This window comes from Promicromonospora sp. NFX87, from assembly GCF_048564965.1.
Taxonomy (GTDB): domain Bacteria; phylum Actinomycetota; class Actinomycetes; order Actinomycetales; family Cellulomonadaceae; genus Promicromonospora.
This window is the reverse complement of sequence record NZ_CP183413.1, coordinates 4,414,443-4,438,639: the sequence shown is the minus strand read 5'-3', so window position 1 is coordinate 4,438,639 and position 24,197 is coordinate 4,414,443. Positions and strand designations below refer to the sequence as shown.

Sequence of the window (24,197 nt, the reverse complement as noted above, 5' to 3'; positions counted from 1 at the left end):
AGCACGCGGGGGCGCGCAGGTTCGATCGCCTCAGCGAAGCTCGCCGTGCCTGTGCTCGCGACGGTAGGTGGCAGGCGGCATGCCACATCCGGACCTGAAAGCGGTGTAGAACCGGCTGACCGAGCTGAAGCCCGACTCGGATGCCACGTCGGCGATGGGCAGGTCGGTCGTGACGAGAAGGCGACGAGCCTCGGCAAGGCGGCATCGCGTCAGATAGTCGACCACCGTCGTGCGCACGACCTTGCGGAACTGAGCCATGGCGTAGTTGGGGTGGAGCCGCGCCGCTCGGGCGACGTCCGCGACGGTGAGCGGCTCACGGAAGTGTTCGGCGATGTGTCGCACCATGGCGACGACCTGAACCAGCGCCGGGTCACCTCCGGTGTAGTGATGCACCGGTTGTCCGGGTGTGGCGAGGGCGAGCCGGCGAACCCGGGCCTCGACCTCGAGCATCGCGATCCGGCGGCGTTCCGGATGCTCGCTCGACAGGTCCTCGGCCCACTGGGCGAAGTTCGCGGAATCTGTCTCCATCGCGGCTGACGGCGGGGTAACCAGGGGCGTGCCGGACAGCAGGCGACCGACCAGTGCGGTGGGCAACCCCCAGCTGAGGAAGGTCGCGAACGGCACGTGGACCCAGTGAGCTCGCGTCGCCGAGCTCGCGACGAGCTGGTGGGGTACGGCTGCCCAGAAGGCCGCCACACATCCGGGGCCGACCTCGACGGGCACGCCGCCGAACAGGTAGAGCATCGTGCCGCCCTCGGCGACGAGGTTGAGCTCCAGGTCGTCGTGCTGATGGGCGATGTTCATGAGGATCGGGCGGCCGGCCCATCCCACGAGCCCCGGTGGCTGGATCTCGATCGGTGCTGCCATCTGAGGATCCAAGAAACACTAGCTCCGATCGATGAAGAACTCGCCGATCGTAGGCCCGTATCGTCATGGCCGTCAACGAAGAGCGAGGGCTGGTCGTTGCCGCACCGCCCCGATGTGTTTCACGACAAGGAGCCTTCTGTGTTCTCTCTCGGCATTGTTGGAGCCGGCCAGTTCGCCGGGCAGTTCGTCAAGCTGTGGGGACTGCACCCGGGCGTCGGTGACATCGTCGTCACGGACCTGGTGCCGGAGCGGGCCGCGCGGCTCGCTGCTGAGTACGACCTCGCCGGGACGCAACCGTCGTTCCAGGCCATGCTCGAGTCGGACGTCGACGCCGTCGCGATCTTCACCCAGCGCTGGACGCACGGCCCGCTGGTCGTCCAGGCCCTGCGCGCCGGCAAGCACGTCTACTCCGCGGTGCCGATGGCGGTGACGGAAGGGGAGATCGCGGACATCATCGAGGCGGTTCGGGAGACCGGACTGACGTACATGATGGGCGAGACGAGCTACTACAACCCGGCCACCGTCTACGCCCGCGGCCAGCTCGCCAAGGGGGCCTTCGGGCGCCTGTTCTATGCCGAGGGCGACTACGTCCACGACATGGATCTCGGGTTCTACGACGCTTACCGCTACAGCGGCGGAGACAACTGGAAGGCCACCGCCAGCTACCCGCCGCTGCTGTACCCGACGCACTCCATCGGCGGGGTTCTCGGAGCCTGGCAGACGCACGCGACCAGCGTCTCGGCGATCGGCGTCGTCGACGACCGAGGAGACGGCGTGTTCGACACGGAGATCAGCCAGTTCGGCAACGACTTCTCGAACGCCACCGCGTTGTTTGAGGTCGCGGGCGGCGGCGCATTCCGGATCAACGAGTTTCGACGCGTCGGGTATCCCTCCTACATCCGTGAGTCACGGTTCCGGTTCTTCGGCACGGAGGCGAGCTTCGAGCAGCTCGTGAACGTCTGCCTCTGGCAGGACAAGCACAGCGTCGAGGACGTCACCGAGCACCTGGAACCCAAGCGCACCCTGTCCCCTGACGACCCGTCTCTCGAACACGTCTCTCCGGCACTGCGGGACGCGTTCACGTCGGGCTCCGCGCCGGTGCACGACCGGTCGAGGCTGCCGAAGGAGTTCGCCAACGTGTCGAACGGGCACGAGGGCAGCCACCACTTCCTGGCCGACGACTTCGTGACAGCGGTCAACAGCGGCTCGCTCCCGCCGGTCAACGCCTGGGTCGCGGCCCGGTACACGATGCCCGGGATCACCGCGCACGAGTCCGCACTCAAGGGTGGTACCCGGCTGGAGATCCCGGACTTCGGAGAAGCACCGTAGGCCGCCGGGCGCGGGATCGGAGGGTCGCCGGTTCGAATCCAGTCAGCCCGACCGAATGCCCACCAGCATCGATACTCATCGGCGCTGGTGGGCATCGGACTCACTCACCGTCCATATCCTCAGGGCTCGCCTGGCGCCACGACGTCCGCCCGACCTCGGCCTCGAAGGCGGGTCGGACGTCGACCGTGTCGTAGATGATGTGGAGCTCCTTGATCTTCCCGTCTGATCCGAGCGTTGCCACGTCGACGACGTCGAACGGCGCCGCCGCGCCGGAGGGGAGGCGCCAGTCGAAGTGGAACCAGAAGCTCACCGTCGCCCGGCCGTCCTGATCCCTGCCGCTCATCACGGACCTCAACGTCAGATTCGCCTGACTCGTATCCGCGAACAGTGCCGGGTAGAAGTCCTGTGCCAGTTGGGGTCCATAGAGCGGTGAATGGACCACGCCATCAGCAGCAAAGAGGCTGGCCGCCAGTCCTGCGTCCGCGGTGCCGAGAGCACGAAGGTAGGTGGCGACAAGTTCATCTGCTCCGGGGTGCACGTCCACACGGTAGCGGCGCCGTCCTAACAGTCGTCTCAGATTCGCTCGGTAAGAAGTGGGACATGATCTCTGTGCTCGTGGCGGACGCCCAGCCGCTGCAGCGCTTCGGCTTTCGCGCGCTGCTGGAGAGCAACCCCGACACCAAGATCGTCGGGGAGGCCGAGAACGGTGCCGAGGCCGTGCGGTGGACCACCGAGCTGCATCCTGACGTCGTGCTGATGGACATCCGCATGCCCGACGTCGACGGGATCGAGGCCACCCGGCGCATCGTCGCCGCAGGTGGGCGCTCGCGGATCCTGGTGCTGACGACGTTCGACGTGGACCGGTACGCGCTCGCCGCGCTGCGGGCCGGGGCGAACGGCTTCCTGCTGAAGGACACCCGCCCGGAGGAGGTGCTCGCCGGCATCCGGGCCGTCGCCGCCGGGAACGCCGTGATCGCGCCGGCACTGACCCGGCGTCTGCTCGACGAGTTCGCCGACCAGCTCGGCGACGACCTCTGCGTGCCCGTGCGGGAGGATTCCCGCCTGGACTCCCTGACCCGCCGCGAGCGCGAGATTCTCGTCGCCATCGGTCAGGGCCTCACCAACGGCGAGATCGCGCAACGGTTCACGCTGTCGCAGTCGACGGTGAAGACCCACGTCGGGCGGGTCCTCGCCAAGATCGGCGCGCGGGACCGGGTGCAGGCCGTCATCCTCGCCTATGACCTGAGGCTTACCCGGCCGATCTGACGCCTCGGCCCGCGCGTCCGTCCGGGGGCGCGACAGTGGTTCCCGGCCGCACCGTTCCGGGCGGAGCGGTGCGGCCGGGCCTGGTTATGCGGTGGTGACCCGCCCGTCGACGATCTGCACCGGCACCTTGACCAGGGGCTTTGTCGCCGGGCCGGCGGTGACCTGGCCGTTGCCGTCGAAAGCGGAGCCGTGGCACGGGCAGCGGAAGCCGGAGTCCGCGGGCGTGACGGGGCAGCCCTGGTGTGTGCAGGCGGCGAGGTACGCCAGGAACGTGTCGGTCGAGGGGCGCAGCAGGTAGGCGGCGGAACCGTCCGGTGTGGTGAAGCTCGTCGACGAACCGACGGCGACGGCGGCGACCTCAGCGATCACCGTCGGGGAGCTCGTCCCTGAGGCTGCTGGCCGGCTGGGCCCCGGGTTGGTGGTGGTGCGCCGGGTCAGAGCGACGACGGCGACACCGAGGGCGGCGGCCGTCGCGGTGATCACGCCGCCCCGGAGCACGGTGCGTCGTTCGGCGTCGTTCCCTTGCTCGGGGGTGGGGCTCGGCCGGCGACGACGTATCGCGTCGCGCAGGAGCGTCGTCGTGGAGAACAGGCCCGCGTCGCCCGCGATCAGCAGTGGGGTCCAGGCGGCCGCGAAGACGATGTCGGCGCCGACGTAGTACGGCTGGGTCGTCCAGCTGACGGTGAGGAAGAAGCTCAGCGCGAGGAGATACCCGCCGAGAGCGGCGACACGGGTGAACAGCCCGAGCAGAGTGCCCAGCCCGACCGCGACCTCGCCGAGGGCGATCGCCAGGCCGGCGACGGTCGAGTGCTCGGCCGCGAACGACACCAGCGCGCCGATCGGCGAGGTCGTCGCCGCGTGCAGCATCTGGGCCTGCACGCCGAGGGGCGAGCTGGGGTCCAGGTAGTTCGGGTCGAGGAGCTTGGAGAGGCCGGCATAGAGGAACGTGCCGCCGAGGAAGACGCGGAGCGGCAGGAGCGCCCAGGGAGACATCCGGTCACGACTTCCGGGGGGAGACCGCCATGATGCCGATGCACATCTCGTCGCTGGTGCCGTCGCCCCACACCACGTAGCGCGGCGGCAGCTTGCTCAGCTGCGGCAGCACCTTGCGCAGCCCCGCGTCGTGCGTACACGTCACCCGCAGCGTGTCTCCCGGAGCGACCTCCACCGGCGTCGGCAGCTTCATCAGCCGCTGGTTGTCGAAGTCGAACTGGGGCACGTCCAGCAGGACCTCGGCTTTCGGTGTGCCCGGGTTGAGCTCGACCTTCAGGGATCGTCCGAGCATGTGCATGTGAGCGAAACCGGCGAACACCGTGGCCGGCTCCTCCACCTCGTGGTCGCAGGTCTGGGTGTTACCGGGCCTCGGCATGCCGCCCTCGTTGCACTCCTCCACCTGCTCGTCCGCGAACTCGCCGACCTCCGACCCGAACCGCTTCGTCACGTCCGCGATCGAGGCCGCCCGGTCACAGAGCGGACCCGACTCGTCGGCGGTGCAGGGCAGGTCGGTCGGCGCGTCGAGCGACCACGTCTCGAGCTCCCGGGTCTGCGGCGTGCCGTCCGTCAGCCGCAGCCGCACCGCCGGGCGGTCCGACCCGGCCGGCTTGCCGTCGGTCGCGAGCAGGTTGTAGTGCATCTGGAAGATGACCAGGCCGCCCGGCTCCAGCTTGAAGCCGGCGTCATGGTCGAGCAGCGTCTCCGTGGCGCCCGGCGCCCACGTGTCCAGCCACGCCGCGTTCCCCTCTTCCACCTCCGCGCCGGGCACGCCGGTCCCGCCGAAACACTGCCAGCCGGGTCCGGGGTTCTTCGCGTCGTGCTCGCGCACCGCGGCAGCGCCGTCCGGCGGCACCGCGTACACGATGGCGTGGTGCGCGATGGCGACGTTCTCGGGCGCGAACTGGGTCCCGGTCAGGAACGCGGCCTCGGTCAGGCCCGGATCGATCGCCTGGCACCGGTACTCGTCCGTGCTGCCCTCCGGCGGCGCGGGCGTGTAGGGCTCGGGCATCTTCAGCTCGAGGAACCGCTCGCCGGCGCGCAGCGGCTGCGGCGGAGCCGACGACGTGCCCGCGTGCGCGCCGTGCGACTCGGTTGCGGTGGGGGCCGCACCGTCGTCGGCGGCGTTGTCGGCGGCCGGCCCGCAGGCGGCGACAGCGAGCACCGTCGCGAGCGCGACGGCGGCCGCTCCGAACCTCCGCAGTGGACTCTCAGGTTTTGTCATGCCCTGAACGGTAGGCAGGATCTTGTCCGGTTTCGTCGTACCGCGGTCGTCACTTCTGGGAGGCAGGTGGTACCACGGTACGTCCCGCCGGAGCGCCGTCCGGGGCGGGCGGGACGGCGGCCGGAAGGTCCACCCGGAGCAGCGCGCCACCGCGCGCGGAGCGGGCGACGGCGACCCGGCCGCCGTGGGCGTCGACGACCCGCTGCACGATCGAGAGCCCCAGACCGGACCCCGGCATCGCCCGGGCGCTGTCGGCACGGTAGAACCGGTCGAACACCCGCGGCACGTCGACGGCGTCGATGCCCGGCCCGGCGTCGTCGACCGCGAGCACCGCCGACGTGCCCTCGGCACGGAGCCGGACCTGAACCGGCTGGTCCGGGGGAGACCACTTGCCGGCGTTGTCGATCAGGTTGAGCACCGCCCGTTGGAGGCCGGCGGGACGCCCGTTCATCCACACGGAGGTCACGTCGAGCGCGACCTCGACGTCGGGCACGCGGGAACGTGCCCGGGTCGCGGCGGCCACGACCACGTCGGCGAGGTCGAGCACCTCGGTGCTCTCGTCGCTGACGTCGCCGCGGGCCAGGTCGGTCAGCTCGGCGGCGAGGGTGCTCAGCTCGGCCACCTGGGCGCCGAGATCGTCGAGCAGCCGGGTCCGGCTCTCGGCCGGGAGTGCGCTGTCCAGGGTGCCGCGCCGATCGAGCCGGATCAGCAGCTCGACGTTGAGGCGCAGGCTGGTGAGCGGGGTCCTGAGCTCGTGGGCGGCGTCCTCGGCGAGGAGCCGCTGGGCCCGACGGGAGTCCCGGAGCGCGGCGAGCATGTCGTTGATCGCCTGGATCAACGACCGGATCTCCCCACCGCCCTCGTCCGGGATGTCGGCGTCGAGGTCCCGGGTCTGCGCGACACGGACCGCGGCGGCGGTCAGCCGGTCGATCGGTGCCAGCCCGGTCCGCGCCACGGCCCGCCCGACAAGGGCGCCGCCGGCCACGCAGAGCAGCCCGATCAGCAGCATGCCCAACCCGAACTGGTTGACCGGGTTGTCGTCGGCGGCGCGGGCCACCTGGACCGCGCCGTCGCCCGCCCGCAGCGTGTAGACGAGGTAGCCGCCGTCGTCGAGGTCGCCCGACTCCATCAGGTCGGCCGACGCGCCCTGCGCCACGCGCCCGGCGCGCTCGCTGACCGGAGGCAGAGCGGGTTGGCCGTCCGGCGTCCGGGTCGAGCCGTCGGGCAGGACGACCCGCACCAGCCGACCGGATCCGGGATACGGCGGTAGCTCGACCCGCGCCAGACCGGCGTCCTCGGCGTCCGCCGCCAGGACGCGGGAGTCGGCGCGCAGCTGATCCTCCACGGCGTCCTGCAGCTCCGACTCCAGCAGCTGGCTGGCTACCTGGAAGGCCAGGAACACGCAGACGGCGATGGCCGTCGCCGCGATCACCGTCAGCCTGGTCCGCAGGGACCGCAGGCGCCACCAACGGGTCAGCCGGCTCGGGCCCCGGCCTGCGGTGCTGCTCACGGAGGAGTCTCCCGCAGCGTGTACCCCAGGCCGCGCAGCGTGTAGATCAGTCGCGGCTCACCCTCGGCCTCCAGCTTGCGGCGCAGGTAGCTCACGTACACCTGGAGGTTGTTGGCGGTGGCGCTCATGTCGAAGCCCCAGATCGCCTCGAACAGCGCGTCGCGGGTCAGCACCCTGGTCGCGTTGCGGACGAGGACCTGCAGCAGGGAGAACTCGGTCCGGGTCAGGCGGAGCGGCCGCCCGCCCCGCCACGCCTCGAACCTGTCGGGATCGATCCGGACGTCGGCGAAGATGAGGATCTGCGACTCGTCGCCCGGCGCGCGACGGCGCAGCAGGGCCCGCACCCGCGCCAGCAGCTCCTCGGTGGCGAACGGCTTGGGCAGGTAGTCGTCGGCACCCGCGTCCAGCCCCGCGACCCGGTCGACGACCTGGTCCCGGGCGGTCAGCATCAGCACCGGCAGGTCCCGGCCCGCCGCCCGCAGCCGCCGGCAGGTCTCCAACCCGCCGAGGCGGGGCATCATCACGTCGAGGATCAGCAGGTCCGGCGCGTCGCCACCGATCCCGTCGAGCACGGCGAGACCGTTGGCGACGGTGCTGGTGTCGTAACCCTCGACCTGGAGCACCCGCTCCAGCGAGTCGCGGATCGCCGCCTCGTCGTCCGCGATCATGATCCGCACGCCGGCCCGCCCCTCCAGTCGATGCCTCTGCCGCTCATTGTCCCCGAGGAACCTGAGACCAGGATTAGAACGACGCCGCTCGAGGCCGGGCGGTGCTCGTGCTGTCGCGGACGGTCAGCGAGGTGGCCAGCTCGACGTGGCGTGACGTCGGCGGCTTGCCGGTCGACATCGCGATGATGGCTTGGACCGCCATCCGTCCCATGCCATCGAGGTCCTGATGGACGGTGGTCAGTGGCGGCGTCGTCCAGGACGCCTGGGGCGTGTCGTCGAACCCGGTGACGCTCAGGTCGTCGGGCACTCGGATCCCTAGCCGGTGCGCGGCTGCCAGCACGCCGACGGCGAGCTCGTCGTCGGCTGCCATGATCGCGGTCGGTGGGTCCTGCGCCGACAGGAGGTCGTGTGCGTGCCTGGCACCTGTGGCGACGTCGAACTCGTCCGTGCGGACCAGCTCGGGGTCGACCTCGATCCCTGCGGCGTCCAGCGCCGCGGTGAAGCCGTAGAAGCGGTCGCGTGCGGCCTCGGAGAGCTCGGGTCCACCGACCCAGCCGATACGTCGGTGGCCGAGCGCGATGAGGTGGGCCGCGGCCGTGCGGGCGCCGGTCCAGTTGGACGAGCTGACGCTGACCATGCCCTGGTGGTTGGTGTCGACGGGGTCGACCATGACGAACGGGATGCCGGCGTCGGCCGCCGCCTCGATCAGTGCCCCCGGTCTGGCCAGTGTGAGCCCGACGATTCCGGTGACACCGGCGGCGTGCTGCTCGGCGACCCACTCGCGGGCCACCGTCCGCTGTGTCCGTGCCTGGCGATCGGGGGCGAGCCGGGTGAGCAGGTCCAGCCGCCCGTCCGACGCCTCCGTCAGTACCCCTTGAAGGACGCCGAGGATGTAGGGCGACGCGGGGATGTCGTACACGACGGCGACGGCACGTCGGGTCGCCGTCGGTACGTGCGAGGTCGTCGGCCGGTAGTCGAGCGCGGCGACGGCGCCGAGCACGCGCTCCCGGGTCGCTCCTCCGACGTCGTCGCGCCCGTTGAGCACCTTGGAGACGGTGGCCGTCGATACCCCGGTGGCGGCCGCGACATCCGCCAGGGTCGTCCGCCGGGTCGTTGAACGATCAGCCATGGGCGCCTCTTCCTCTTCGAAATAATTTCGCTGCTTCATCCGCACCATACCCGACTTCTCGACGCCAGATACCGGCTCTTGCACCAGCCAGTCGGCCTCCTATACTCTCAACGCGCAGCACAAGTTGCGAAACTATTTCGGCAGAGTGGCCGTGTTGTGCAGCCGTACCGTTTCGCCCGACTCAAGGAGGAGTTCGATGAAGTCACGGTTGAGAAGCATGAGGAGCCGGGGGCGCGTCGGCGTCTCGGTCCTGCTCGTCGGGGTGCTCGGCCTCGGTCTCGCCGCATGTTCAGGAGGCGGTGGCGGAACCTCGGGCCTGGACGGCGACACGCTCAAGATGTACACGTGGATCGGCGGCGAGGCCGACGAGCAGCAGTGGAGCGACTACATCGCCGGAGGAAAGCACGCCGACCCGGATGTGGCGGTGAGCGTCTCGGGCCCGCCGATCGGCGACTACTACACGAAGCTGCCCACCGTGATGCGGAGCAGCAGCGCGCCGTGCCTGGTGACGTTCCAGAACGGCCGCGTGAACCCGTACGTGCAGGGGCTGGAGCCGCTGGACGACCTGGTGAAGGAGAACGAGCTCGACCTGTCGGCGTACAGCCCGGCAATGCTCGAACAGCTCAGCGTCGACGGCAAGCTCTACTCCCTCCCGTTCAACGCGGGGCCCACCGTGATCCTCTACAACAAGAAGATGTTCAAGGACGCCGGCGTGGCCGAACCCGCCGACGACTGGACGATCGACGACTTCATCGCGACAGCGAAGGCGACCACGAAGGACGGCGTGTACGGCTTCGCGATCCCCCAGGCGTCGAACCCCGTCGCCACCCTCATGGCGGCCGACGGCCACCCCTGGGCGGACGAGAACGGTCCGCTGCTCGACGACCCGAACTTCCACGACGCGCTGCAGCTGCTCGTCGACCTGTCCAACAAGCACAAGGTCGCGAAGCCGCTCGAGGCGGGCGGCAGCTTCCCCGACATCGACGCGTTCAACACGGGCCAGGCCGCCATGGAGATGCAGGGGCTGTGGGATCTGCAGCACGCGCAGGAGAGTCTCGGCAAGGACAACGTCGGCATCGCCGTCATCCCGAGCAAGAGCGGCGTCTCCAAGGGGTTCATCGGCGGATCGGGCTTCGCCATCACGAAGACCTGCGGCGACAAGCAGAAGGCGTTCGAGGCCATCGAGGCGATGACGAGCAAGAGCGGGCTCGAGTTCGTCACCACGTCCCAGGCCTCCGTGCCGGCGCGGCTCGACGCGCTGGACGCCTGGTCCACCAACGTCGGATCGCCGGAGTTCACCGCGGTCATCAAGCAGATGACCGGTGACGCGACGCCCTCGCCCGTACCGTCGAACCAGGCTGAGCTCGACACGCTCCTGACCCAGTACGAGGTGGACGCCTTCTCCGGCAAGAGCACGGTCGCCGAGGTGCTGCAGCAGGTGAAGGCTGGCCTCGCGCAATGAGGTCCGTGCGTCCGGACCGTGCGGTGGAGGCAGTCTCCGACGGGCCCGTCGCCCCACCGGACCGCCCGAGGGACCGGCTGCGCCGCCGGCCCCTCGGGGGACCCGGCTGGGTGGGGTGGGCCTTCGTCCTCCCTGGCCTCATCGGGCTCGCGGTGTTCATCGTCATACCGCAGGTCGCCTCGCTGGTCCTCGGATTCGCCGACTCGACCCTGCTGGGAGGCACCCAGTTCACGGGCACACAGAACTACGTCCGCCTGCTGCACGACACGCAGTTCCTCAACAGCGTCAGGGTCACGGCGATCTTCGTGCTCGTGTACGTCCCGGCGAACATCGCGATCTCGATGGCCATGGCGATGTGGCTGAAGACCCGCATCGCCGGCCGCAACTGGCTCCGTGTGATCTTCCTGATCCCGGCCCTGTCACCCCTGGTGGCGAACGCCGCGGTCTTCAGGTTGCTCTTCCAGAAGGACGGCGCCGTCAACCAGGCTCTGGCGACGATCGGGCTCGGGCCCATCCCCTGGCTCAGCGACGGCGACTGGGCGCTGGCCGTCGTGATCGGTGTGTCGCTCTGGCAGTCGTTCGGCTACAACATGATCGTGCTCGGCGCGGGCATCGACTCGATCAGCCCGGACGTCATCGCGGCGTCACGGATCGACGGCGCGGGCCGGTTCCGTCGCCTGGTCTCGATCACGCTGCCGCTGGTCAGCCCCGCCCTGTTCTTCACCACGGTGCTCACCGTCATCGGCGCCTGGCAGACCTTCGCCCAGGCCTACGTGATCACGGGCGGAGGCCCGGGCAACAGCACGATGACGATCATGTTGTACCTCTATCAGACCGCCTTCACGAACAACGAGCTCGGCTATGCGTCGGCCATCGCCACCGTGCTGTTCGTGATCATCGCGATCTTCACGCTCTTCCAGCTGTGGGGACAAAGGAGGTGGGTCCACTATGACTGAACCTATGGCTGGGCCCATGACTGGGCGACGTCTGCCGACGTCGGGACCGAGCTGGCGCCGCCGGGGGCGCGCCGTGGGGTTCGTCGCCAACACGACGGTCGCCTGGCTGTTCGCGCTCGTGTTCTCGTTCCCGCTGATCTGGACCTTCTTCACCGCGCTGAAGCCGGCGAACGAGGCGTTCGGAGCACAGATCAGCTTCATCGGCTCGAAGGTCCTCTGGTCCAACTTCGTGGACGCGTGGACCGAGGTCGACTTCGGGCGCCTGCTCCTGAACAGCCTGGTCGTAGCCGCCATCTCGACCGTGCTCACCCTGGTCGTCGCGACCCTCACGGCCTTCGCGTTCGCGCGGCTGCGGTTCCCGGGCCGGAGCGCCGTCTTCCTGCTGTTCGTGATCACGCTGACCCTGCCCAGCGAGGTCGCCGTCGTGCCCCTGTTCCTCGGCTTCGACCAGGCGCGGCTCGCCGACACCTGGATAGCTCTGATCCTGCCGGGCCTGTTCGGAGCCTTCGGAGCGCTTCTGCTCCGGCAGTTCATGCTCCAGATCCCGGCGGAGCTGGAGGAGGCAGCCCGGCTCGACGGAGCGTCCACCTGGCGCATCCTCATCAGCGTCATCGTTCCGCTGGTGCGGCCGGCCCTGTCGGTGACGGCGATCTTCACCTTCCTGGGCAGCTGGAACAGCTTCCTGTGGCCGCTGATCATCCTCAACAGCTCCGAGAAGTGGACGATCCCCATCGGGATCGCCGGGTTCACGACCCAGACCGGGACGCAGTGGGAGCTGCTGATGGCGGCGTGCGTGATGACGATCGCTCCCGTGGTGATCGTGGTCGCCGTCGCCCAGAGACAGCTGGTGGCCGCGATCGGCGCCGGCGCGTTCGGCGGCCGCTGAACCCTGAGAGATGGACATCACGACCAAGGGAGTCAGGGGTGAGCATGGACCGCGCCCACCTACTCGTTCTCGGGCGACGTCGGCCTGCCGACCGCTCGGGCGAAGCAGGTGGAGACGGCGACCGCGACGAGCACGACGATGATCGCCGAACGCAGGCCCACGTGCTCGCCGATCAGCCCCAGCACCGGCGGCCCGACGAGAAAGGCGGTGTACCCGGCGGTCGCGACCGCGCTGACCCGGCGGGCCGCTCCCACGGGGTCGTCACCGGCGGCGGAGAGGGCCACCGGGAAACCGAGGGCAGCGCCCAGGCCCCACAGGACCACGCCGCCGGCACCGATCCACGCACCGGGAGCGAACGAGACCGTCGCGATCCCGAGGACGGCGAGCGCGGCACTGGCGATCATCACGGGCGTGCGGCCGAACCGGTCCAGGAAGTAGCCCCCGGAGAACCTGCCGATCGCCATGGACAGGCCGAAGAGCGCGTAGACCAGGGCCGCGACCGGCGCGGACAGCGCGAACCCGTCGACCATGATCAGTGGGAGCCAGTCGTTCGCGGACCCCTCCGCCAGCGCCATGCCGAGCACGATCACGGCAATGGCCACGGTGCGCGGCTCGGTCCATACCGCGAGAGCGGCGCGGAAACTCTCCATGATCGGTGCTCGACGGCGCAGGTCGGAGCCGGGTTCCCGGCCGACCGCCGGTGCGACGTTCCGCACGAGGAAGACGGCCGCGGCGGCCGTCAGCACCGCCACCACGGCCAGGTGGGCGGCCACCGGAAGGCCCACAGTGCTCGCGGCCAGCCCCAGCAGGCCACCGATCGCGATGCCGAGGCTGTAGGACCCGTGCAGGCTCGGCACGACCACTCTGCCGAGCGTGGTCTCGACGTCGACACCCTCGACGTTCTGGCCGATCTCGCCCGATCCCATCCCGTACCCGAAGAACGCGAGCCCGACGGCGACGAGCCAGCCGAGCCCGGCTCCCGAACCGATCGCGACGGTCGCGCCGCCGGCCACGATCGCGACCATGCCCCACAGCACGACGAACCGCGCGCCACGCTGGGCCACCAGCGTGCCGGCAGCGGCGATGCCGATCATCGAGCCGGCGGACAGCCCGGCGATGACCAGCCCCATCTCGGCGGTGCTCGCGTCGATCGCGTCCCGGATCGCGGGCGTGCGCGAGACCCAGGACGCCATGGACAGGCCCGTGACGAAGAACGCGATGAACAGCGCGGTCCGACGTCGTTCCGCGGTCGGGCGCATGGTCACCGGGCCTCCTCGGCCGGAACCTCGGCGTGAGAGACCGCCGTGGGTTCGATCAGGCGGTACACGGCACCGCGCACCCGGTCGACGTCGAACGGCTCGGTCGAGATGTGGCTGTGCAGCACCAGGCCCTCCTGGAGGGCGTCGATGACCGGTGCCGCCTCCGCGGGGAAGTGCCTGCGCAGCGAGGCACGGGACCGTTCCATCCAGGACTGGATGAGCACCCGGTAGCGCTCGTCGCGTACCGCCAGGGCGTACAGCTCCGCCGACAGCACCATGTCCCGCCCGTACCCGGCGCCCTGGGTGACGATGAGCTGGACGACCCGCTCGCGGGGGTCCTCGCCGTCGAGCGGCTCCGCCATGATCTCGTCGAAACGCCCGTGCATCTGGTCCGCCAGCCGCTCGAACGCGGCCAGCAGCATGTCGTCACGGGTCGGGAAGTGATAGGTCATGGAACCCATCGGCACGTCGGACGCCTCGGCCACCGACCGGTAGGTCGCCCCGGCGGAACCGTCCCGGGCGATCAGGTCCAGCACCGCGTCCAGGATCCGTTCGCGCCGGCCGGGATCGGTCCGCCGAGGCCGGTTCACAGGACGGCCGCGAGCTGTTCCAGCGCGGCGAGCGGGTCGGGACCAGCGGGTATGAACACGTTCGACGTGACTCCTGCCGTGGCCAGGTCGTCGATCCGCGCACGGACCTGGTCAGGCGTACCGGCGAGCGCGAGCTGCTGTACCCACGGCGCGGGCAGTCGCTCGACGAACTCCTGGCGCGTCGCGCAGTCGGCGCGCAGCGCCGCGAACTCCGCCGCGAACGGCAGCGGAGCCAGGTGTGGTGCCCAGTCCGGTTCCCCGATCCACTCGAGGCCCGGCCGCGCGGTGGCGATGGCCACGTCCGGGTCCTGATCGACGGCGGCGAGGTTGTACGCGACGACCCGGTGCGCGCCCTGGGCCGCGATCTGCTCACGCGCAGCGGCCACGTATTCGGGCGTGACCGGCTCCGCCAGCACCGTCCCGTCCGCCACCCGCCCCGATGTCGCGAGCGACCGCGGCCCACGAACACCGAGCAGGAGCGGCGGCACGGTCTCGGGCAGCGACGACTGCTCCAGCCGGACGCCCTCGAGACGGGCGCCGGCGACCGTGCCGTCCAGGGTGTCTCCACCAAGGAGGGCACGCAGCCCTTCCGTGTACTCGCTCAGGAACGTCAGCGGCCGCTCCGGCCAACACCCGGCCTGGCGCATCCAGCCCGGCATGCCGTGTCCGATGCCGACCACCGCCCTCCCGGGGAAGAGCTGGGCGAGCGTCGCGATCTCCATCGCCGCGAAAGCGATGTTGCGCGACGCCGCGGGCAGGATCCCGATGCCGACGTCGATGCGCTCGGTGGCGGCCAGCACCGCCGCGGCCTGCGAGAAACCGCCACGGAAGCCGAGGTCCTCCACGACCCACAGCTCGTCGAACCCGATGCGCTCAGCCGTGCGGGCGTAGTCCAGTACCTGGTGCGCGGGCAGGTCACGCGGCAGCATCACACCGATGCTCGATGTCGAGGTCATGGGGCATAACTATCAGAACGCTCGTATATGGACAAGGCTCCTCCTGCCCAGGGATGCGGTGGGGAGCAGGTCGCTCCCCACCGCGTCGCCCGCCAAGGCACCCTGTCAGACGCGTCGTCCCGCCCGAGCGAGGATGTCGGCCGCCGCCGGGTCGGCCTTGATCGCCTCGTCGAAGGTCTCCTTGGGCAGCACGGTGTTCCCGGCCACGGTCACCGTCCTGGGCGGGTCGTCGTAGCCGTCGGGCAGGACGTCCCAGAAGTTGCCGATGAAGGCGACGTTCTCCAGCGGCGGACCCACCTGCAGCACGATCGGCGTGTCGGCCCGGCACACGATGTTCCCGACGACGGTGATCCACGCGGCGCCGTAGTCGGCGTAGAGCCCGAAGTTGTACGACGTCAGGACATCGCGGATCACGTTGCCCCGGACCACCGCCCCGCCGGCGAACGACGAGCCCTGCGGTGCGGACAGGTATATCCCGCCGCCGTCCATCAGCGCGCTCATGCTCCGTTCGACGAGGTTCCCGACCACCTGGGTGCCCTTGGCCCCGTCGCCGCCGGTGATCACTATGCCGTTGTGCGGGACGTCGTGGATCTCGTTGTGTGCCACGACGGTCTCCTCGGAGATGAAGACCAGGACGGCGGGCGAACCGCGGTACTCGGTGCCGATGTGGTGGACGAGGTTGTCCTCGACAGAGACGCGCGTGGAGCCCTGGACGGCGATCCCGCTGCCCGAGATCTCGTCGAAGACGTTTCCCCGGACGTCGACGGCGGTGCTCCCGTCGATCGACAGTCCGCCGGCACCGAGGCGAGTGAAGTGGCACCCCTCCAGCACCATCCGGCTGACCGAGTCGAGGACGACGTTGGCCGGTAGCTGGGTCGGCGTCGCCGGAACGTGGACGTAGCCGACGTCGGCGCCCATGTCGATCTTCTGGAACCCGCCCCGTTCGTGGCGGGCGTTGCCGTGGTAGTGCAGGTAGCCGCCGGACCGGGTGGGGCCTGACCAGTGCGCGTCGGCGAACGTGAGTCCACGCAGCGCGATGTCGTGCACACCCTGCCCGCTGACGATCGTCTCGAGAACCGGCACGATCACGGCGGTCCTGCCGAGCTCCTCGCCGGGGCGCGGCCGGTAGTGCAGGACGTGTCCGCCCGGTTCGGAGCGGTCGACGGCGAAAGTGCCCGGCTCGCCGAGGAAGGCCAGGTTGTTCTCGAGCACTGACGGTGCGGCGAGGCCGTCCCAGGTTCCGTCACCTTCCGCGCCGTACCACTTCGAGTCGTAGAGGGCCTTTGCGTTGTCGAAGGCGGGCTGGGCCATGGTGATGGTGGTCGAGGAACCGTCTCCGGAGATCGCGGCGACCGCAAGGCGAGCCTCGGCCCACGGATAGACGCCCGGGTAGACGAGCTCCAGTCCTGAGGGATCCGGCCAGGACTGAGGTTCCATGCTGTCCGTGACGTAACCGGTAGCAGTTTTCGTCACGCTTCCGGGGAGTCCGGTGCGGGCCGCCCGGGCAGCGGGCCGGCCGTCGACGGAGAGTCGTCGTGGCTCCAGCTCGCCGATCGGGGCGGTCCAGACGCCGTCGGCGCCCGCGGACCAGTCGGTGACCTGGCGGCCGCCGCTGAGCACGACCTCCTCCCGGCCGGCCGTTCCGTAGCCGTGTGCCTGGTAGACCACCCGGAAGCCGTTCGCCCCCGAGTCGCCGTGCGTGTTGTCGAAGGTGAGCGGTTCGTCGAGGTGGTAGACGCCGGCTCGGAGGATGACGACGACGTCGCCGGCCATCTCGGCGGTGAGCGCCCGGACAATCTTCTGCGCCGCGTGCGGGGTGGCGAAGGGCCGGTCGAGGGTGCCCGGCCAGTCGTCCTGGCCGTCGGGGGACACGTAGAACCTGTTCTCGGGCATGATGAAGCGGCTCCTACGAGTTGTTTTATGGAATATACTGAGGTTTATCAGTTAAACAGGATCGAACGACGAGCGTCAAGGGAGCAGCGGTGGCTGAGGACGACGTGCAGCCGGATCCGGAACGTGCGATCGAGCTGCTCTGGGGCGCGCACGAACCGGCCAGGCCCGGGCTGAGCCTCGGCCGGATCGTCGCGGCGGCGATCGAGGTCGCGGACGCCGACGGGCTCGGGGCGCTGTCCATGCGGAAGGTCGCCGAACGGTTCGGCACGACGACGATGTCGCTCTACCGCTACGTTCCCGGCAAGGCCGAGCTGGTGGAGCTCATGCGGGACGCCGTCTACGGGGAGGTGCCCCTGGAGCCCGCGGACGGGCTGGACTGGCGTGCCGGCCTCGAACGCTGGGCGCGCCGGGCGTGGACGATCCACCAGCGGCATCCCTGGCTGGTCCACAGCGCGGGAAGCCGCCGCCTGCCCGGTCCGAACATCATGGCCGGGTACGACCACGCGCTCGACGTCGCGTCCCGCGGCGGCCTGGCGCCGGCCCAGGTGATCGCGGTGGTGAACCTCGTGGGCGGGTTCGTCGAGTCGGTCGCGCGCCAGGCGGGGGAGACCGCGGAGCTCCAGCGGCGCACTGGCGTCTCTCACGAGCGCTGGTGGAGCGAACGCGAGTCTCTCTTCGAGCGGATGGACGCCTACCCGGCCCTTGCAGGGCTGTGGGAGAGCGGCGGCATGGACGAGCCGGTCGACCCGTTCGAGTTCGGGCTGCAGCGCACGCTCGACGGTGTCCAGGCGCTCGTCGAGAGCCAGGGTAGTGAGGTAATGCGTGACGAAAATAGCGGGGCGACGTGCGTGATGTGCGGAAAGCCGCTGGACGGGGGAGGGCGGGGGCGGCCGCGGGACTACTGCTCGAGGAGCTGTCAGCAACGGGCCTATCGCCGGCGTCGGTCGACTGCGTCTTGATTCTGGCCACCTTGTGAGCCGCGCAGCCGAGTTGTTCGCCGCGGCCGACGCACTTCTGCTCGATTTCGACGGTCCCGTCGCGCCCCTGATTCCCATACCGGCGAACCTCGAAGTTGCGAACGCAGCACGCGCACCGATGCTGGCGCGTGGTGTTGCGTTGGGTGATCGCATCGGCGCGACCAGCGACCACCTCGCTGTCCCGTGCTGGGTTCCGATCGACCTGCCCGCGGCCTTGCCCGAGGTCGAGGCCGCGTGCGACCGCGCCGAAGCTGCCGCCGCGTCAACGGTCGTGCCAACCCACGGTGCGCACGACCTCAGCGCCAGGTGCCATCAGATCGGCAAGCCGGTGCTCATCGTGAGCAACACCGCCGCGGCTGCGATCTGCTACCTCGAACGTCGGTTACTCGCGGCCTACATCGTCGGGGTCATCGGTCGGCTGGCGGGTAGACCATGACCTCATGGGGCCCAACGCGCACACTGTCGATAAACGTCTAGGACCTCTCCGTATGAAGCCCGACCGGTCGGTGTTCATCGGCGACTCGATCTGCGACGTTGAGGTCTCGCGAGCGGCCGGCGTGCCATGCATCGGTTACGCCAAGTCACTGCGCCGAGGTGATGAACTGCGAGCGGCCCGCGCGGACGCGGCCACACCCGGTTTGTCGGTATTCCCATAGGCGAAACCGCTCACCCTCTATTCACCCACATTTATCTGGTTAAGCCGGATGTGGCGGAAATAGTATCGAGATCACACGAAGACGTGTGATCCGATCATGGAGGAGTTCTGATATGGCTCGCTATTGCGTAAACAGAAACGCTCAGCCCGGCACGAATGACCACGAGGTCCACAACCTCGACAACAACTGCATCCGCCTGCCCAGCGCGGCGAACCAGATCTATCTCGGCGCTTTCGCGTCGTGCGTCGGCGCTGTCGCCAGTGCAAAGGGGCGGGTCGGCAACGATGTGAACGGCTGCTACTACTGCGCCAGCGAATGCAACTCGGGCTGAGACCTTGCCCTCGCTCGGCGAGGAGTCCCTGGCTTCGAACGGATCTCAGAGGCGGGATTCCTGTGAGGGCCTTCTTCGCTCGTTTAAGGTGGGTTCCCTTAGCTGAATCCCAACAGAGGTCCTAACGGGTCTCGTTACGAGACGTGAACTTCGGGATTCTACGAGACCCCCGCTTTAGGTAGAGCGGGGGCTCATTTCTCTTGTCCAGGGCTGGCGCCCGAGTCCGGGCAGCTTCCGGATGCCGTCTTGTTCTTGGATCGAGACCTGCCCCGGTCACCTGGACTTCTGGCGCCGACAAGTGCGGTGATCCAAGCCCGGAAACGTGGGAGGTTTATAGCGCTTCTCTACCCGAGAAGGGAGCGGAGCACGGTGGCGGCTCCGTCGTCGTCGAGGGTTCCAGTGACGTAGTCCGCACCGGCGATCACGAACGGCGGCGCGTGACCCATGGCCCAGCCGTGTGCGGCCCAACCCAGCATCTCCATGTCGTTCTCCGAGTCGCCGACGGCGACCGTGTCGCCCGGCTCGACGCCAAGCTCGGTGCGCACCTTCTCCAGTGCCGTCGCCTTGGAGATCCCAGCCGCTGTGACGTCGACCCAGTCACGCCGGGTGGCGATCGCCGTCAGGCCGAGCGCTCGCAGTGCCCACACCAGGCGGTAACCGGACGGACCCTGCAGGGCGATGCGGGGAGTCGGGTGCGCCCACAGCTCCTCAAGCCCGCGCACGCTGTGCTGGGCGCCGTTGAGTTCGTGATCCGGGAACGGGATGTTGACCCGGTAGCCGGTACCCACCATCTCGGCTGCGATGCGCACACCGGGCGCCGCCGCGACGGCGACGCGGATCGCGGCCTCAGCGTCGAGGTTGTGCTGCTCGGTGACCTGGTAGTGGTCACCTACCAGGTGTGCGGTGACGGCGCCGTTGCTTGCCACGATCCACGTGTCGTCCAGCCCGAGCTGCAGCGCGACGGGCAGTGCGCCTACGAGGGAGCGTCCCGTGGCGAGCACGATGTGGTGCCCGGCCGCCCGAACCTGAGTAGCCGCAGCGCGTACGGCGGCCGTGGCCGGGCTGCCGGTACGGACCAAGGTCCCGTCGATGTCGCACGCGACGAGGAGCGGCGCGGAAGTTCTCATACCTGGAAGGATTCGTCAGCCCGGTGTTCGCGGGATAGGTGAGAGGTGGGGAGACATTCACCTCCCCTCTGGTTGCCTGTCTGTGACGTGGGGCACGATGGGAGCCATGAGCACACGGCCTGCCTGGGCGGATCGGCTGCGGCGCGAGCGTGAAGCGCGCGGCTGGTCCCAGGCGCGCGCCGTGGCGAATCTGCAAGCGGTGTACAGCCGCTCCACGGGGAAGGAGCCACCGTCGGCGGAGTCGCTTGTACGGCAGTGGAAGGAGTGGGAAGCCGGGCGCGTCACCCCACGCAGCTGGGCGCCACACATCGCGATGGTCCTCGGCACGGTCACCGCCGACCTCTTCCCACCGGCTGCCCCGGCCGGGGAGACTTCCTTGCTCCTGGAAGCGGGGATGGACACGGCCGAGCTGATCGCCCGGCTGCAACGCTCGTCGATCACCGACGCCACGGTGACCGCCGTCGAGGTCACCGTCGAACGGCTCTGCACCGAGTACCGGTACCGCGAGACTCGCGAACTGCGCGCCGAGGGGCTGGCTTGGCTGGGCCGGATCACCCGACTGTTCGACGAGCGTCTGTCGTTCGCCCAGCACCGCGACCTGCTTTCCCTGGCGGGTCGCCTGGCGCTCCTGGTCGGTTGCGTCGAGTACGACGCCGGACAGCACGTCGCCGCGGAGGCAACCCGGCGCTACGCACTCGACCTCGCCAACGAGGTCGACGACCACCACGTCGGCGGTTGGGCTCACGAGATGAGTGCATGGTTCGCCCTGACCTCCGGCGACCTGCACCGCGTCGTCGCAGCAGCCGAGCACGGCATCGAAGTAGCCGGTGCTCGCAGCGTCAGCGCCCAGCTGGCCGCCCAGGCGGCAAAGGCATGGGCGCGGCTCGGGAATGCTCACCAGGTCGAGCTGAGCCTCGAGCGTGGTCGCACCGTCCTTGAGGCCCTACCGATGCCGTCGAACCCCGACGACCATTTTGTGGTCGACCCCGCGAAGCAGACCTACTACGAGATGGACGTGCACCGGAACGTCGGTAACGACGACCGGGCAGTGCTGTATGCGGAGGAGGTGTTGCGCGCCGGTATCCGGCCGGACGGCGTCGAGCGCAGCCCCATGCGCAATGCCGAGGCACGCATCACTCTGGCCGTCGCCGCGGCCCGTGCGGGGGACGCTGACGCCGCGCTCGACTACGGCATCGAAGCGCTGACGGGCGACCGTCGATCCGTGCCGAGCCTGGCCCTTGTTGCCCACGAGCTGACTCGTGAGTTCGACCGCGCCCAGCTCTCTGACGACCCACGTGCCCGCGCCTACGCCGACGCGCTGTCCGACATCGGCAACTGACAGTGAAGCACCCGATCGTTCTCTGAGTTCCTCGGTTTCCTGGGCGCGAGTCCTCGTGCACTAGCCGCCCCACCGGCTGGCGATCAGCTGGGATATCAGCCCCTGCTGACGGCCGCCGGCTTGCGGGCGAAGACGCGCTCGACGGTCCCGGCCTTGAGACGTTCGGACTCGACGACGTCGAACCCGGCGGCCTGGACCAGGGGGAGCTGACGGCGGGTGAGGTGCTCACCCGCTGCTCGGATCGTCAGCCGTTCCACCAGCCGCTGTGCGGCGTAGACCGGTGGCCAGGTGCTACCGACATGGTCGAGCAGCAGCAGCCGTCCGCCGGGCACCAGGACGCGCCTCATCTCGGCGATCGCGGCGACGGGGTCGGGGATCGTGCACAGCGACAGGGCGCAGACCACCGTGTCGAACGACTCGTCCCCGAACGGCAGGTGCTCGGCGTCGCCGGTGCGCAGGTCCACGCCGCGGCCGAGCTCGGCGGCGCGCCGTTCGGCGTTGGCGAGCATCGCGGGGCTCAGCTCGATCCCGGTCAGGGTGACGCCTGTCGGGTAGTGCGGCAGGTTGAGGCCGGTGCCGATCGCTACTTCCAGGACGCGGCCTTCGGCGCGGGCGCCGAGCCACTGCCTGCCCCCGCCGAACTGCACCTTCTCCGCGAAGGCCATCTTCCTGTCGTAGCTCGGCGCGATCTTCTCCCAGACGCGCAGGGCCTTGGCGGTCGGGTCGGGTGCTGCTGTCACGACGTACTCCAGTCGGTCGGTGAGCCGGTGATGGTCAGCCGGGGAAGGGCGAGCTGCCCGGAGGGCGCCGTCGGAGGACCAGGGGCAGGAGGCACAGCGCAAGGACGCCCCCACCGAGGGCGAGGGCAGTGTAGGAAGCGCCCGCGACCACCACGCCGGACAGCGCTCCGCCGCCGGCTCCGGCGATCGCGACCAGGACGTCGACGTTGCCCTGCACGCGGGCACGGCTGTGCAGGGGCAGGTCGCGGCTCAGGAGCGTGGTCCCGGCGACCAGCCCGAGGCTCCAGCCGAGCCCGAGCAGAGCCAGCCCCAGGGCCAGCGCCCACACCGCACCCGCCGGCGCGAGGCCCGCGACGAGTCCCGCGGCGAGCAGCGTGAGGGCGGCGAGTGCGCTGACGGCCCGCGCCCCGTACTTGTCCACGAGCCACCCGGAGAGGAGCGAAGGCAGGTACATCGCGGCGACGTGCACGGCGATGACGATGCCGATCGCGGCGGTGCCGTGGCCGTGATGCTGCAGGTGGACCGGCGTCATCGTCATGACAGCGACCATGACCGCCTGGGTGACCACCATGACCGCGGCACCGAGACGAACCCCGGCCGGCAGGCCCGCAGCGGCCGGGAGCAGGGGCCCTGAAGAGTCCGTGGCTCCCTGGATCTCCTGCTCAACCGCACCGAGCTCGCGTGCGAGCAGGAGCGGGTCGGGTCGCAGCAGAAGGACCAGCACGACCGCGGCGGCGCCGTAGGCGAGAGCGGCCAGGCCGAACGGCCCGGCCAGGGGCGGGATTCCCCAGGCGGCCGCGGCCGACCCGGTCACGGTGACCAGGTTGGGCCCGGCGACCGCACCGAGAGTGGTCGCGACCAGCACCGTGGACACCGCACGAGCCTTGCGGTGCGGCGGGGCCAGGTCCGCGCCCGCGTAGCGCGCCTGAAGGTTGGTCGCCGTCCCCGCCCCGTACACGAACAGCGCGATGAACAGCAGCGGGACCGAGTCGGCGACCGCGGCCAGGAGCACACCGAGCGCCCCCACGGCGCCGACCGCGTAGCCCGTCGCGAGGCCGGTTCGTCGCCCCGACCGCTGCGACAGCCGCCCTACGACGACGGCGGCGGCGGCGGAGCCGATGGTGAACAGGGCGCTGGGCAGCCCTGCGAGCCCGGCTGTGCCGAGCATGTCCTGGGCCAGCAGCGCCCCGACCGTGATCCCGGCCGCGAGCCCGGCCCCGCTGAACACCTGGGCCAGGACCAGCGCAAAGAGAACCCTGCGCTGCTCGGGCGGGGTGCCGTCCACCCAGGGCGCTGCGGCGGTCGAATCTGCGGAGGCTGCGGTGTCGGTCATGAGGTGGCTCGGGCCGGGAGCGTGGTTGTGGTCAGTGCGACGTCGTCGGCCAGGAACTCGATCACGCCGTCCGCGACCAGATGGGACGTGTATCCGTGGTCGGTCAGGAGGTGCACGGCGTCATACGACAGCACGCAGAACCGGCCTCGGCAGTAGGCGGCGACCTCGACGTCGGCGGGAATCTCCGCGAGGCGATCCGCGAGCTCTCCAGCTGGGATCGAGACCGCGCCGGGCAGGTGGCCGGCGGCGTACTCCTCGCTCGGGCGCACATCCAGAACCAGCACCTCACCGCGCCGGGACCGGTCCAGGAGCTCGGCACGGTCGATGACGCTGACGCCGTCGGGCAGCAGCCGCGAGCGCATCCCTGCCGCCGCTGCCGAGACCTCGGGGCGGTGCCGCTCGGCCACCCGGAACATGAGCATGACCAGCTCAGCCACGTCCGGCCCGGCCAGCTGGTACAGCACACGGGTGCCATCTCGCCGGGAGGTGACCAGGCCGGTGTCGCGGAGCAGCTGGAGGTGCGCCGATGTGGTGGTGAGGTTCAGGCCGGCCACCGATGCGAGCTGCTGCACCGGACGCTCGCCCTGCGCGAGCAGCTCGAGCAGCTCCAGTCGCTTGCCGCTCGCCAGCGCCTTGCCCGTTCGAGCGAAGGACTCGAACAGATCAGACTTGGACATGCCACACCGTATTCCAAAAATCCATGGAACA

Annotated in this window: 25 protein-coding genes and 1 pseudogene; 11 read left to right on the top strand and 15 right to left on the bottom strand. The window is 69.9% G+C overall.

Translation table 11 applies throughout. The features are described from left to right. Positions 1–30: 30 nt before the first annotated feature. Positions 31–867: a helix-turn-helix domain-containing protein gene (locus ACNYC2_RS19895; RefSeq protein WP_419703453.1), complete on the bottom strand. Its 837-nt coding sequence runs from the start codon at positions 865–867 to the stop codon at positions 31–33. Between the two features lie 138 nt (positions 868–1,005). On the opposite strand from ACNYC2_RS19895, the gene ACNYC2_RS19890 reads away from it, so the two are divergent. After that, complete coding sequence (locus tag ACNYC2_RS19890) at positions 1,006–2,196, top strand: Gfo/Idh/MocA family protein (RefSeq protein WP_419703452.1); 1,191 nt, start codon at positions 1,006–1,008, stop codon at positions 2,194–2,196. A gap of 100 nt (positions 2,197–2,296) precedes the next feature. On the opposite strand, the gene ACNYC2_RS19885 is transcribed toward ACNYC2_RS19890, so the two are convergent. Next, positions 2,297–2,734 carry a nuclear transport factor 2 family protein gene (locus ACNYC2_RS19885; protein WP_419703451.1) on the bottom strand — a complete coding sequence of 146 codons (438 nt, stop codon included), beginning with the start codon at positions 2,732–2,734 and terminating at the stop codon, positions 2,297–2,299. 62 nt (positions 2,735–2,796) lie between these two features. Between ACNYC2_RS19885 and ACNYC2_RS19880 the strand changes: the two are divergent. Next, positions 2,797–3,135: pseudogene (locus tag ACNYC2_RS19880) on the top strand (response regulator); the annotation flags it as partial. Then, the gene (locus ACNYC2_RS19875; RefSeq protein WP_419707867.1) at positions 3,127–3,462 is read left to right on the top strand and encodes a helix-turn-helix domain-containing protein; all 336 of its coding nucleotides are present in this window, start codon (positions 3,127–3,129) and stop codon (positions 3,460–3,462) included. The pseudogene ACNYC2_RS19880 and the gene ACNYC2_RS19875, both read left to right, overlap by 9 nt. An 84-nt stretch (positions 3,463–3,546) precedes the next feature. Here the strand turns inward: ACNYC2_RS19875 and ACNYC2_RS19870 are convergent, their stop codons facing one another. The 5 genes from ACNYC2_RS19870 to ACNYC2_RS19850 form a co-directional block, all read right to left on the bottom strand. Next, on the bottom strand, positions 3,547–4,455 hold the full coding sequence (locus tag ACNYC2_RS19870) for a TQO small subunit DoxD (RefSeq protein ID WP_419703450.1): 909 nt from the start codon (positions 4,453–4,455) through the stop codon (positions 3,547–3,549). 4 nt (positions 4,456–4,459) lie between these two features. Then, positions 4,460–5,677, bottom strand: coding sequence for a hypothetical protein (locus ACNYC2_RS19865; protein ID WP_419703449.1), 1,218 nt, complete (start codon positions 5,675–5,677; stop codon positions 4,460–4,462). Between the two features lie 49 nt (positions 5,678–5,726). Further along, positions 5,727–7,187 carry a HAMP domain-containing sensor histidine kinase gene (locus tag ACNYC2_RS19860; RefSeq protein WP_419703448.1) on the bottom strand — a complete coding sequence of 487 codons (1,461 nt, stop codon included), beginning with the start codon at positions 7,185–7,187 and terminating at the stop codon, positions 5,727–5,729. After that, positions 7,184–7,855, bottom strand: coding sequence for a response regulator transcription factor (locus tag ACNYC2_RS19855; RefSeq protein WP_419707866.1), 672 nt, complete (start codon positions 7,853–7,855; stop codon positions 7,184–7,186). The genes ACNYC2_RS19860 and ACNYC2_RS19855 overlap by 4 nt, the downstream gene beginning before the upstream one ends. 73 nt (positions 7,856–7,928) lie before the next feature. After that, positions 7,929–8,984: a LacI family DNA-binding transcriptional regulator gene (locus ACNYC2_RS19850; protein ID WP_419703447.1), complete on the bottom strand. Its 1,056-nt coding sequence runs from the start codon at positions 8,982–8,984 to the stop codon at positions 7,929–7,931. A 217-nt stretch (positions 8,985–9,201) separates the two neighbouring features. On the opposite strand from ACNYC2_RS19850, the gene ACNYC2_RS19845 reads away from it, so the two are divergent. The 3 genes from ACNYC2_RS19845 to ACNYC2_RS19835 are packed head-to-tail and all read left to right on the top strand — an operon-like array spanning position 9,202 to position 12,288. Next, a complete protein-coding gene (locus ACNYC2_RS19845) occupies positions 9,202–10,446 on the top strand; it encodes an ABC transporter substrate-binding protein (RefSeq protein WP_419703446.1) in 1,245 nt (414 codons plus the stop codon). Further along, positions 10,443–11,402 carry a carbohydrate ABC transporter permease gene (locus ACNYC2_RS19840; RefSeq protein ID WP_419703445.1) on the top strand — a complete coding sequence of 320 codons (960 nt, stop codon included), beginning with the start codon at positions 10,443–10,445 and terminating at the stop codon, positions 11,400–11,402. The genes ACNYC2_RS19845 and ACNYC2_RS19840 overlap by 4 nt, the downstream gene beginning before the upstream one ends. Before the next feature lie 16 nt (positions 11,403–11,418). After that, positions 11,419–12,288, top strand: coding sequence for a carbohydrate ABC transporter permease (locus ACNYC2_RS19835; protein ID WP_419703444.1), 870 nt, complete (start codon positions 11,419–11,421; stop codon positions 12,286–12,288). 59 nt (positions 12,289–12,347) lie between these two features. Here ACNYC2_RS19835 and ACNYC2_RS19830 read toward each other — a convergent pair whose 3' ends face one another. The 4 genes from ACNYC2_RS19830 to ACNYC2_RS19815 form a co-directional block, all read right to left on the bottom strand. Beyond that, the gene (locus ACNYC2_RS19830; protein WP_419707865.1) at positions 12,348–13,547 is read right to left on the bottom strand and encodes an MFS transporter; all 1,200 of its coding nucleotides are present in this window, start codon (positions 13,545–13,547) and stop codon (positions 12,348–12,350) included. Positions 13,548–13,549: 2 nt separating this feature from the next. Then, positions 13,550–14,137 carry a TetR/AcrR family transcriptional regulator gene (locus ACNYC2_RS19825; RefSeq protein ID WP_419703443.1) on the bottom strand — a complete coding sequence of 196 codons (588 nt, stop codon included), beginning with the start codon at positions 14,135–14,137 and terminating at the stop codon, positions 13,550–13,552. Beyond that, positions 14,134–15,093, bottom strand: a complete 960-nt coding sequence (locus ACNYC2_RS19820; RefSeq protein WP_419703442.1) for an LLM class flavin-dependent oxidoreductase — start codon at positions 15,091–15,093, stop codon at positions 14,134–14,136. The genes ACNYC2_RS19825 and ACNYC2_RS19820 overlap by 4 nt, the downstream gene beginning before the upstream one ends. Positions 15,094–15,198: 105 nt before the next feature. Beyond that, entirely contained in the window at positions 15,199–16,986 is a 1,788-nt protein-coding gene (locus tag ACNYC2_RS19815; protein WP_419703441.1) for a right-handed parallel beta-helix repeat-containing protein, read from the bottom strand. 89 nt (positions 16,987–17,075) lie between these two features. On the opposite strand from ACNYC2_RS19815, the gene ACNYC2_RS19810 reads away from it, so the two are divergent. From ACNYC2_RS19810 to ACNYC2_RS19795, 4 genes are all read left to right on the top strand, one after another. Continuing rightward, entirely contained in the window at positions 17,076–17,945 is an 870-nt protein-coding gene (locus tag ACNYC2_RS19810) for a TetR/AcrR family transcriptional regulator (protein ID WP_419703440.1), read from the top strand. A 13-nt stretch (positions 17,946–17,958) separates the two neighbouring features. After that, a complete protein-coding gene (locus ACNYC2_RS19805; RefSeq protein ID WP_419703439.1) occupies positions 17,959–18,399 on the top strand; it encodes a hypothetical protein in 441 nt (146 codons plus the stop codon). A 4-nt stretch (positions 18,400–18,403) separates the two neighbouring features. Continuing rightward, complete coding sequence (locus tag ACNYC2_RS19800; protein ID WP_419703438.1) at positions 18,404–18,619, top strand: HAD family hydrolase; 216 nt, start codon at positions 18,404–18,406, stop codon at positions 18,617–18,619. 112 nt (positions 18,620–18,731) lie between these two features. Further along, complete coding sequence (locus ACNYC2_RS19795) at positions 18,732–18,950, top strand: hypothetical protein (protein WP_419703437.1); 219 nt, start codon at positions 18,732–18,734, stop codon at positions 18,948–18,950. A 344-nt stretch (positions 18,951–19,294) separates the two neighbouring features. Here the strand turns inward: ACNYC2_RS19795 and ACNYC2_RS19790 are convergent, their stop codons facing one another. Next, entirely contained in the window at positions 19,295–20,077 is a 783-nt protein-coding gene (locus ACNYC2_RS19790; RefSeq protein ID WP_419703436.1) for an HAD family hydrolase, read from the bottom strand. A gap of 97 nt (positions 20,078–20,174) precedes the next feature. On the opposite strand from ACNYC2_RS19790, the gene ACNYC2_RS19785 reads away from it, so the two are divergent. Then, the gene (locus ACNYC2_RS19785; protein WP_419703435.1) at positions 20,175–21,416 is read left to right on the top strand and encodes a hypothetical protein; all 1,242 of its coding nucleotides are present in this window, start codon (positions 20,175–20,177) and stop codon (positions 21,414–21,416) included. Positions 21,417–21,511: 95 nt separating this feature from the next. Here ACNYC2_RS19785 and ACNYC2_RS19780 read toward each other — a convergent pair whose 3' ends face one another. From ACNYC2_RS19780 to ACNYC2_RS19770, 3 genes are read right to left on the bottom strand one after another with little or no spacing between them, the layout of a single operon-like run. Next, positions 21,512–22,156, bottom strand: a complete 645-nt coding sequence (locus ACNYC2_RS19780) for a class I SAM-dependent methyltransferase (RefSeq protein ID WP_419703434.1) — start codon at positions 22,154–22,156, stop codon at positions 21,512–21,514. 34 nt (positions 22,157–22,190) lie between these two features. After that, entirely contained in the window at positions 22,191–23,489 is a 1,299-nt protein-coding gene (locus ACNYC2_RS19775) for an MFS transporter (protein ID WP_419703433.1), read from the bottom strand. Continuing rightward, complete coding sequence (locus ACNYC2_RS19770) at positions 23,486–24,166, bottom strand: ArsR/SmtB family transcription factor (RefSeq protein WP_419703432.1); 681 nt, start codon at positions 24,164–24,166, stop codon at positions 23,486–23,488. The genes ACNYC2_RS19775 and ACNYC2_RS19770 overlap by 4 nt, the downstream gene beginning before the upstream one ends. Between the last annotated feature and the right edge of the window lie 31 nt (positions 24,167–24,197).

Excerpts from the sequence above, each read along its gene's own strand:
- ACNYC2_RS19850 (WP_419703447.1), bottom strand. The coding sequence starts at position 8,984 with ATGGCTGATCGTTCAACGACCCGGCGGACGACCCTGGCGGATGTCGCG.
- ACNYC2_RS19845 (WP_419703446.1), top strand. The coding sequence starts at position 9,202 with ATGAGGAGCCGGGGGCGCGTCGGCGTCTCGGTCCTGCTCGTCGGGGTG.
- ACNYC2_RS19775 (WP_419703433.1), bottom strand. The coding sequence starts at position 23,489 with ATGACCGACACCGCAGCCTCCGCAGATTCGACCGCCGCAGCGCCCTGG.
- ACNYC2_RS19770 (WP_419703432.1), bottom strand. The coding sequence starts at position 24,166 with ATGTCCAAGTCTGATCTGTTCGAGTCCTTCGCTCGAACGGGCAAGGCG.
- ACNYC2_RS19865 (WP_419703449.1), bottom strand. The coding sequence starts at position 5,677 with ATGACAAAACCTGAGAGTCCACTGCGGAGGTTCGGAGCGGCCGCCGTC.
- ACNYC2_RS19870 (WP_419703450.1), bottom strand. The coding sequence starts at position 4,455 with ATGTCTCCCTGGGCGCTCCTGCCGCTCCGCGTCTTCCTCGGCGGCACG.
- ACNYC2_RS19795 (WP_419703437.1), top strand. The coding sequence starts at position 18,732 with ATGGCTCGCTATTGCGTAAACAGAAACGCTCAGCCCGGCACGAATGAC.
- ACNYC2_RS19830 (WP_419707865.1), bottom strand. The coding sequence starts at position 13,547 with ATGCGCCCGACCGCGGAACGACGTCGGACCGCGCTGTTCATCGCGTTC.
- ACNYC2_RS19815 (WP_419703441.1), bottom strand. The coding sequence starts at position 16,986 with ATGCCCGAGAACAGGTTCTACGTGTCCCCCGACGGCCAGGACGACTGG.
- ACNYC2_RS19785 (WP_419703435.1), top strand. The coding sequence starts at position 20,175 with ATGGGAGCCATGAGCACACGGCCTGCCTGGGCGGATCGGCTGCGGCGC.
- ACNYC2_RS19855 (WP_419707866.1), bottom strand. The coding sequence starts at position 7,855 with ATGATCGCGGACGACGAGGCGGCGATCCGCGACTCGCTGGAGCGGGTG.
- ACNYC2_RS19800 (WP_419703438.1), top strand. The coding sequence starts at position 18,404 with ATGGGGCCCAACGCGCACACTGTCGATAAACGTCTAGGACCTCTCCGT.
- ACNYC2_RS19820 (WP_419703442.1), bottom strand. The coding sequence starts at position 15,093 with ATGACCTCGACATCGAGCATCGGTGTGATGCTGCCGCGTGACCTGCCC.
- ACNYC2_RS19840 (WP_419703445.1), top strand. The coding sequence starts at position 10,443 with ATGAGGTCCGTGCGTCCGGACCGTGCGGTGGAGGCAGTCTCCGACGGG.
- ACNYC2_RS19790 (WP_419703436.1), bottom strand. The coding sequence starts at position 20,077 with ATGAGAACTTCCGCGCCGCTCCTCGTCGCGTGCGACATCGACGGGACC.
- ACNYC2_RS19835 (WP_419703444.1), top strand. The coding sequence starts at position 11,419 with ATGACTGGGCGACGTCTGCCGACGTCGGGACCGAGCTGGCGCCGCCGG.
- ACNYC2_RS19895 (WP_419703453.1), bottom strand. The coding sequence starts at position 867 with ATGGCAGCACCGATCGAGATCCAGCCACCGGGGCTCGTGGGATGGGCC.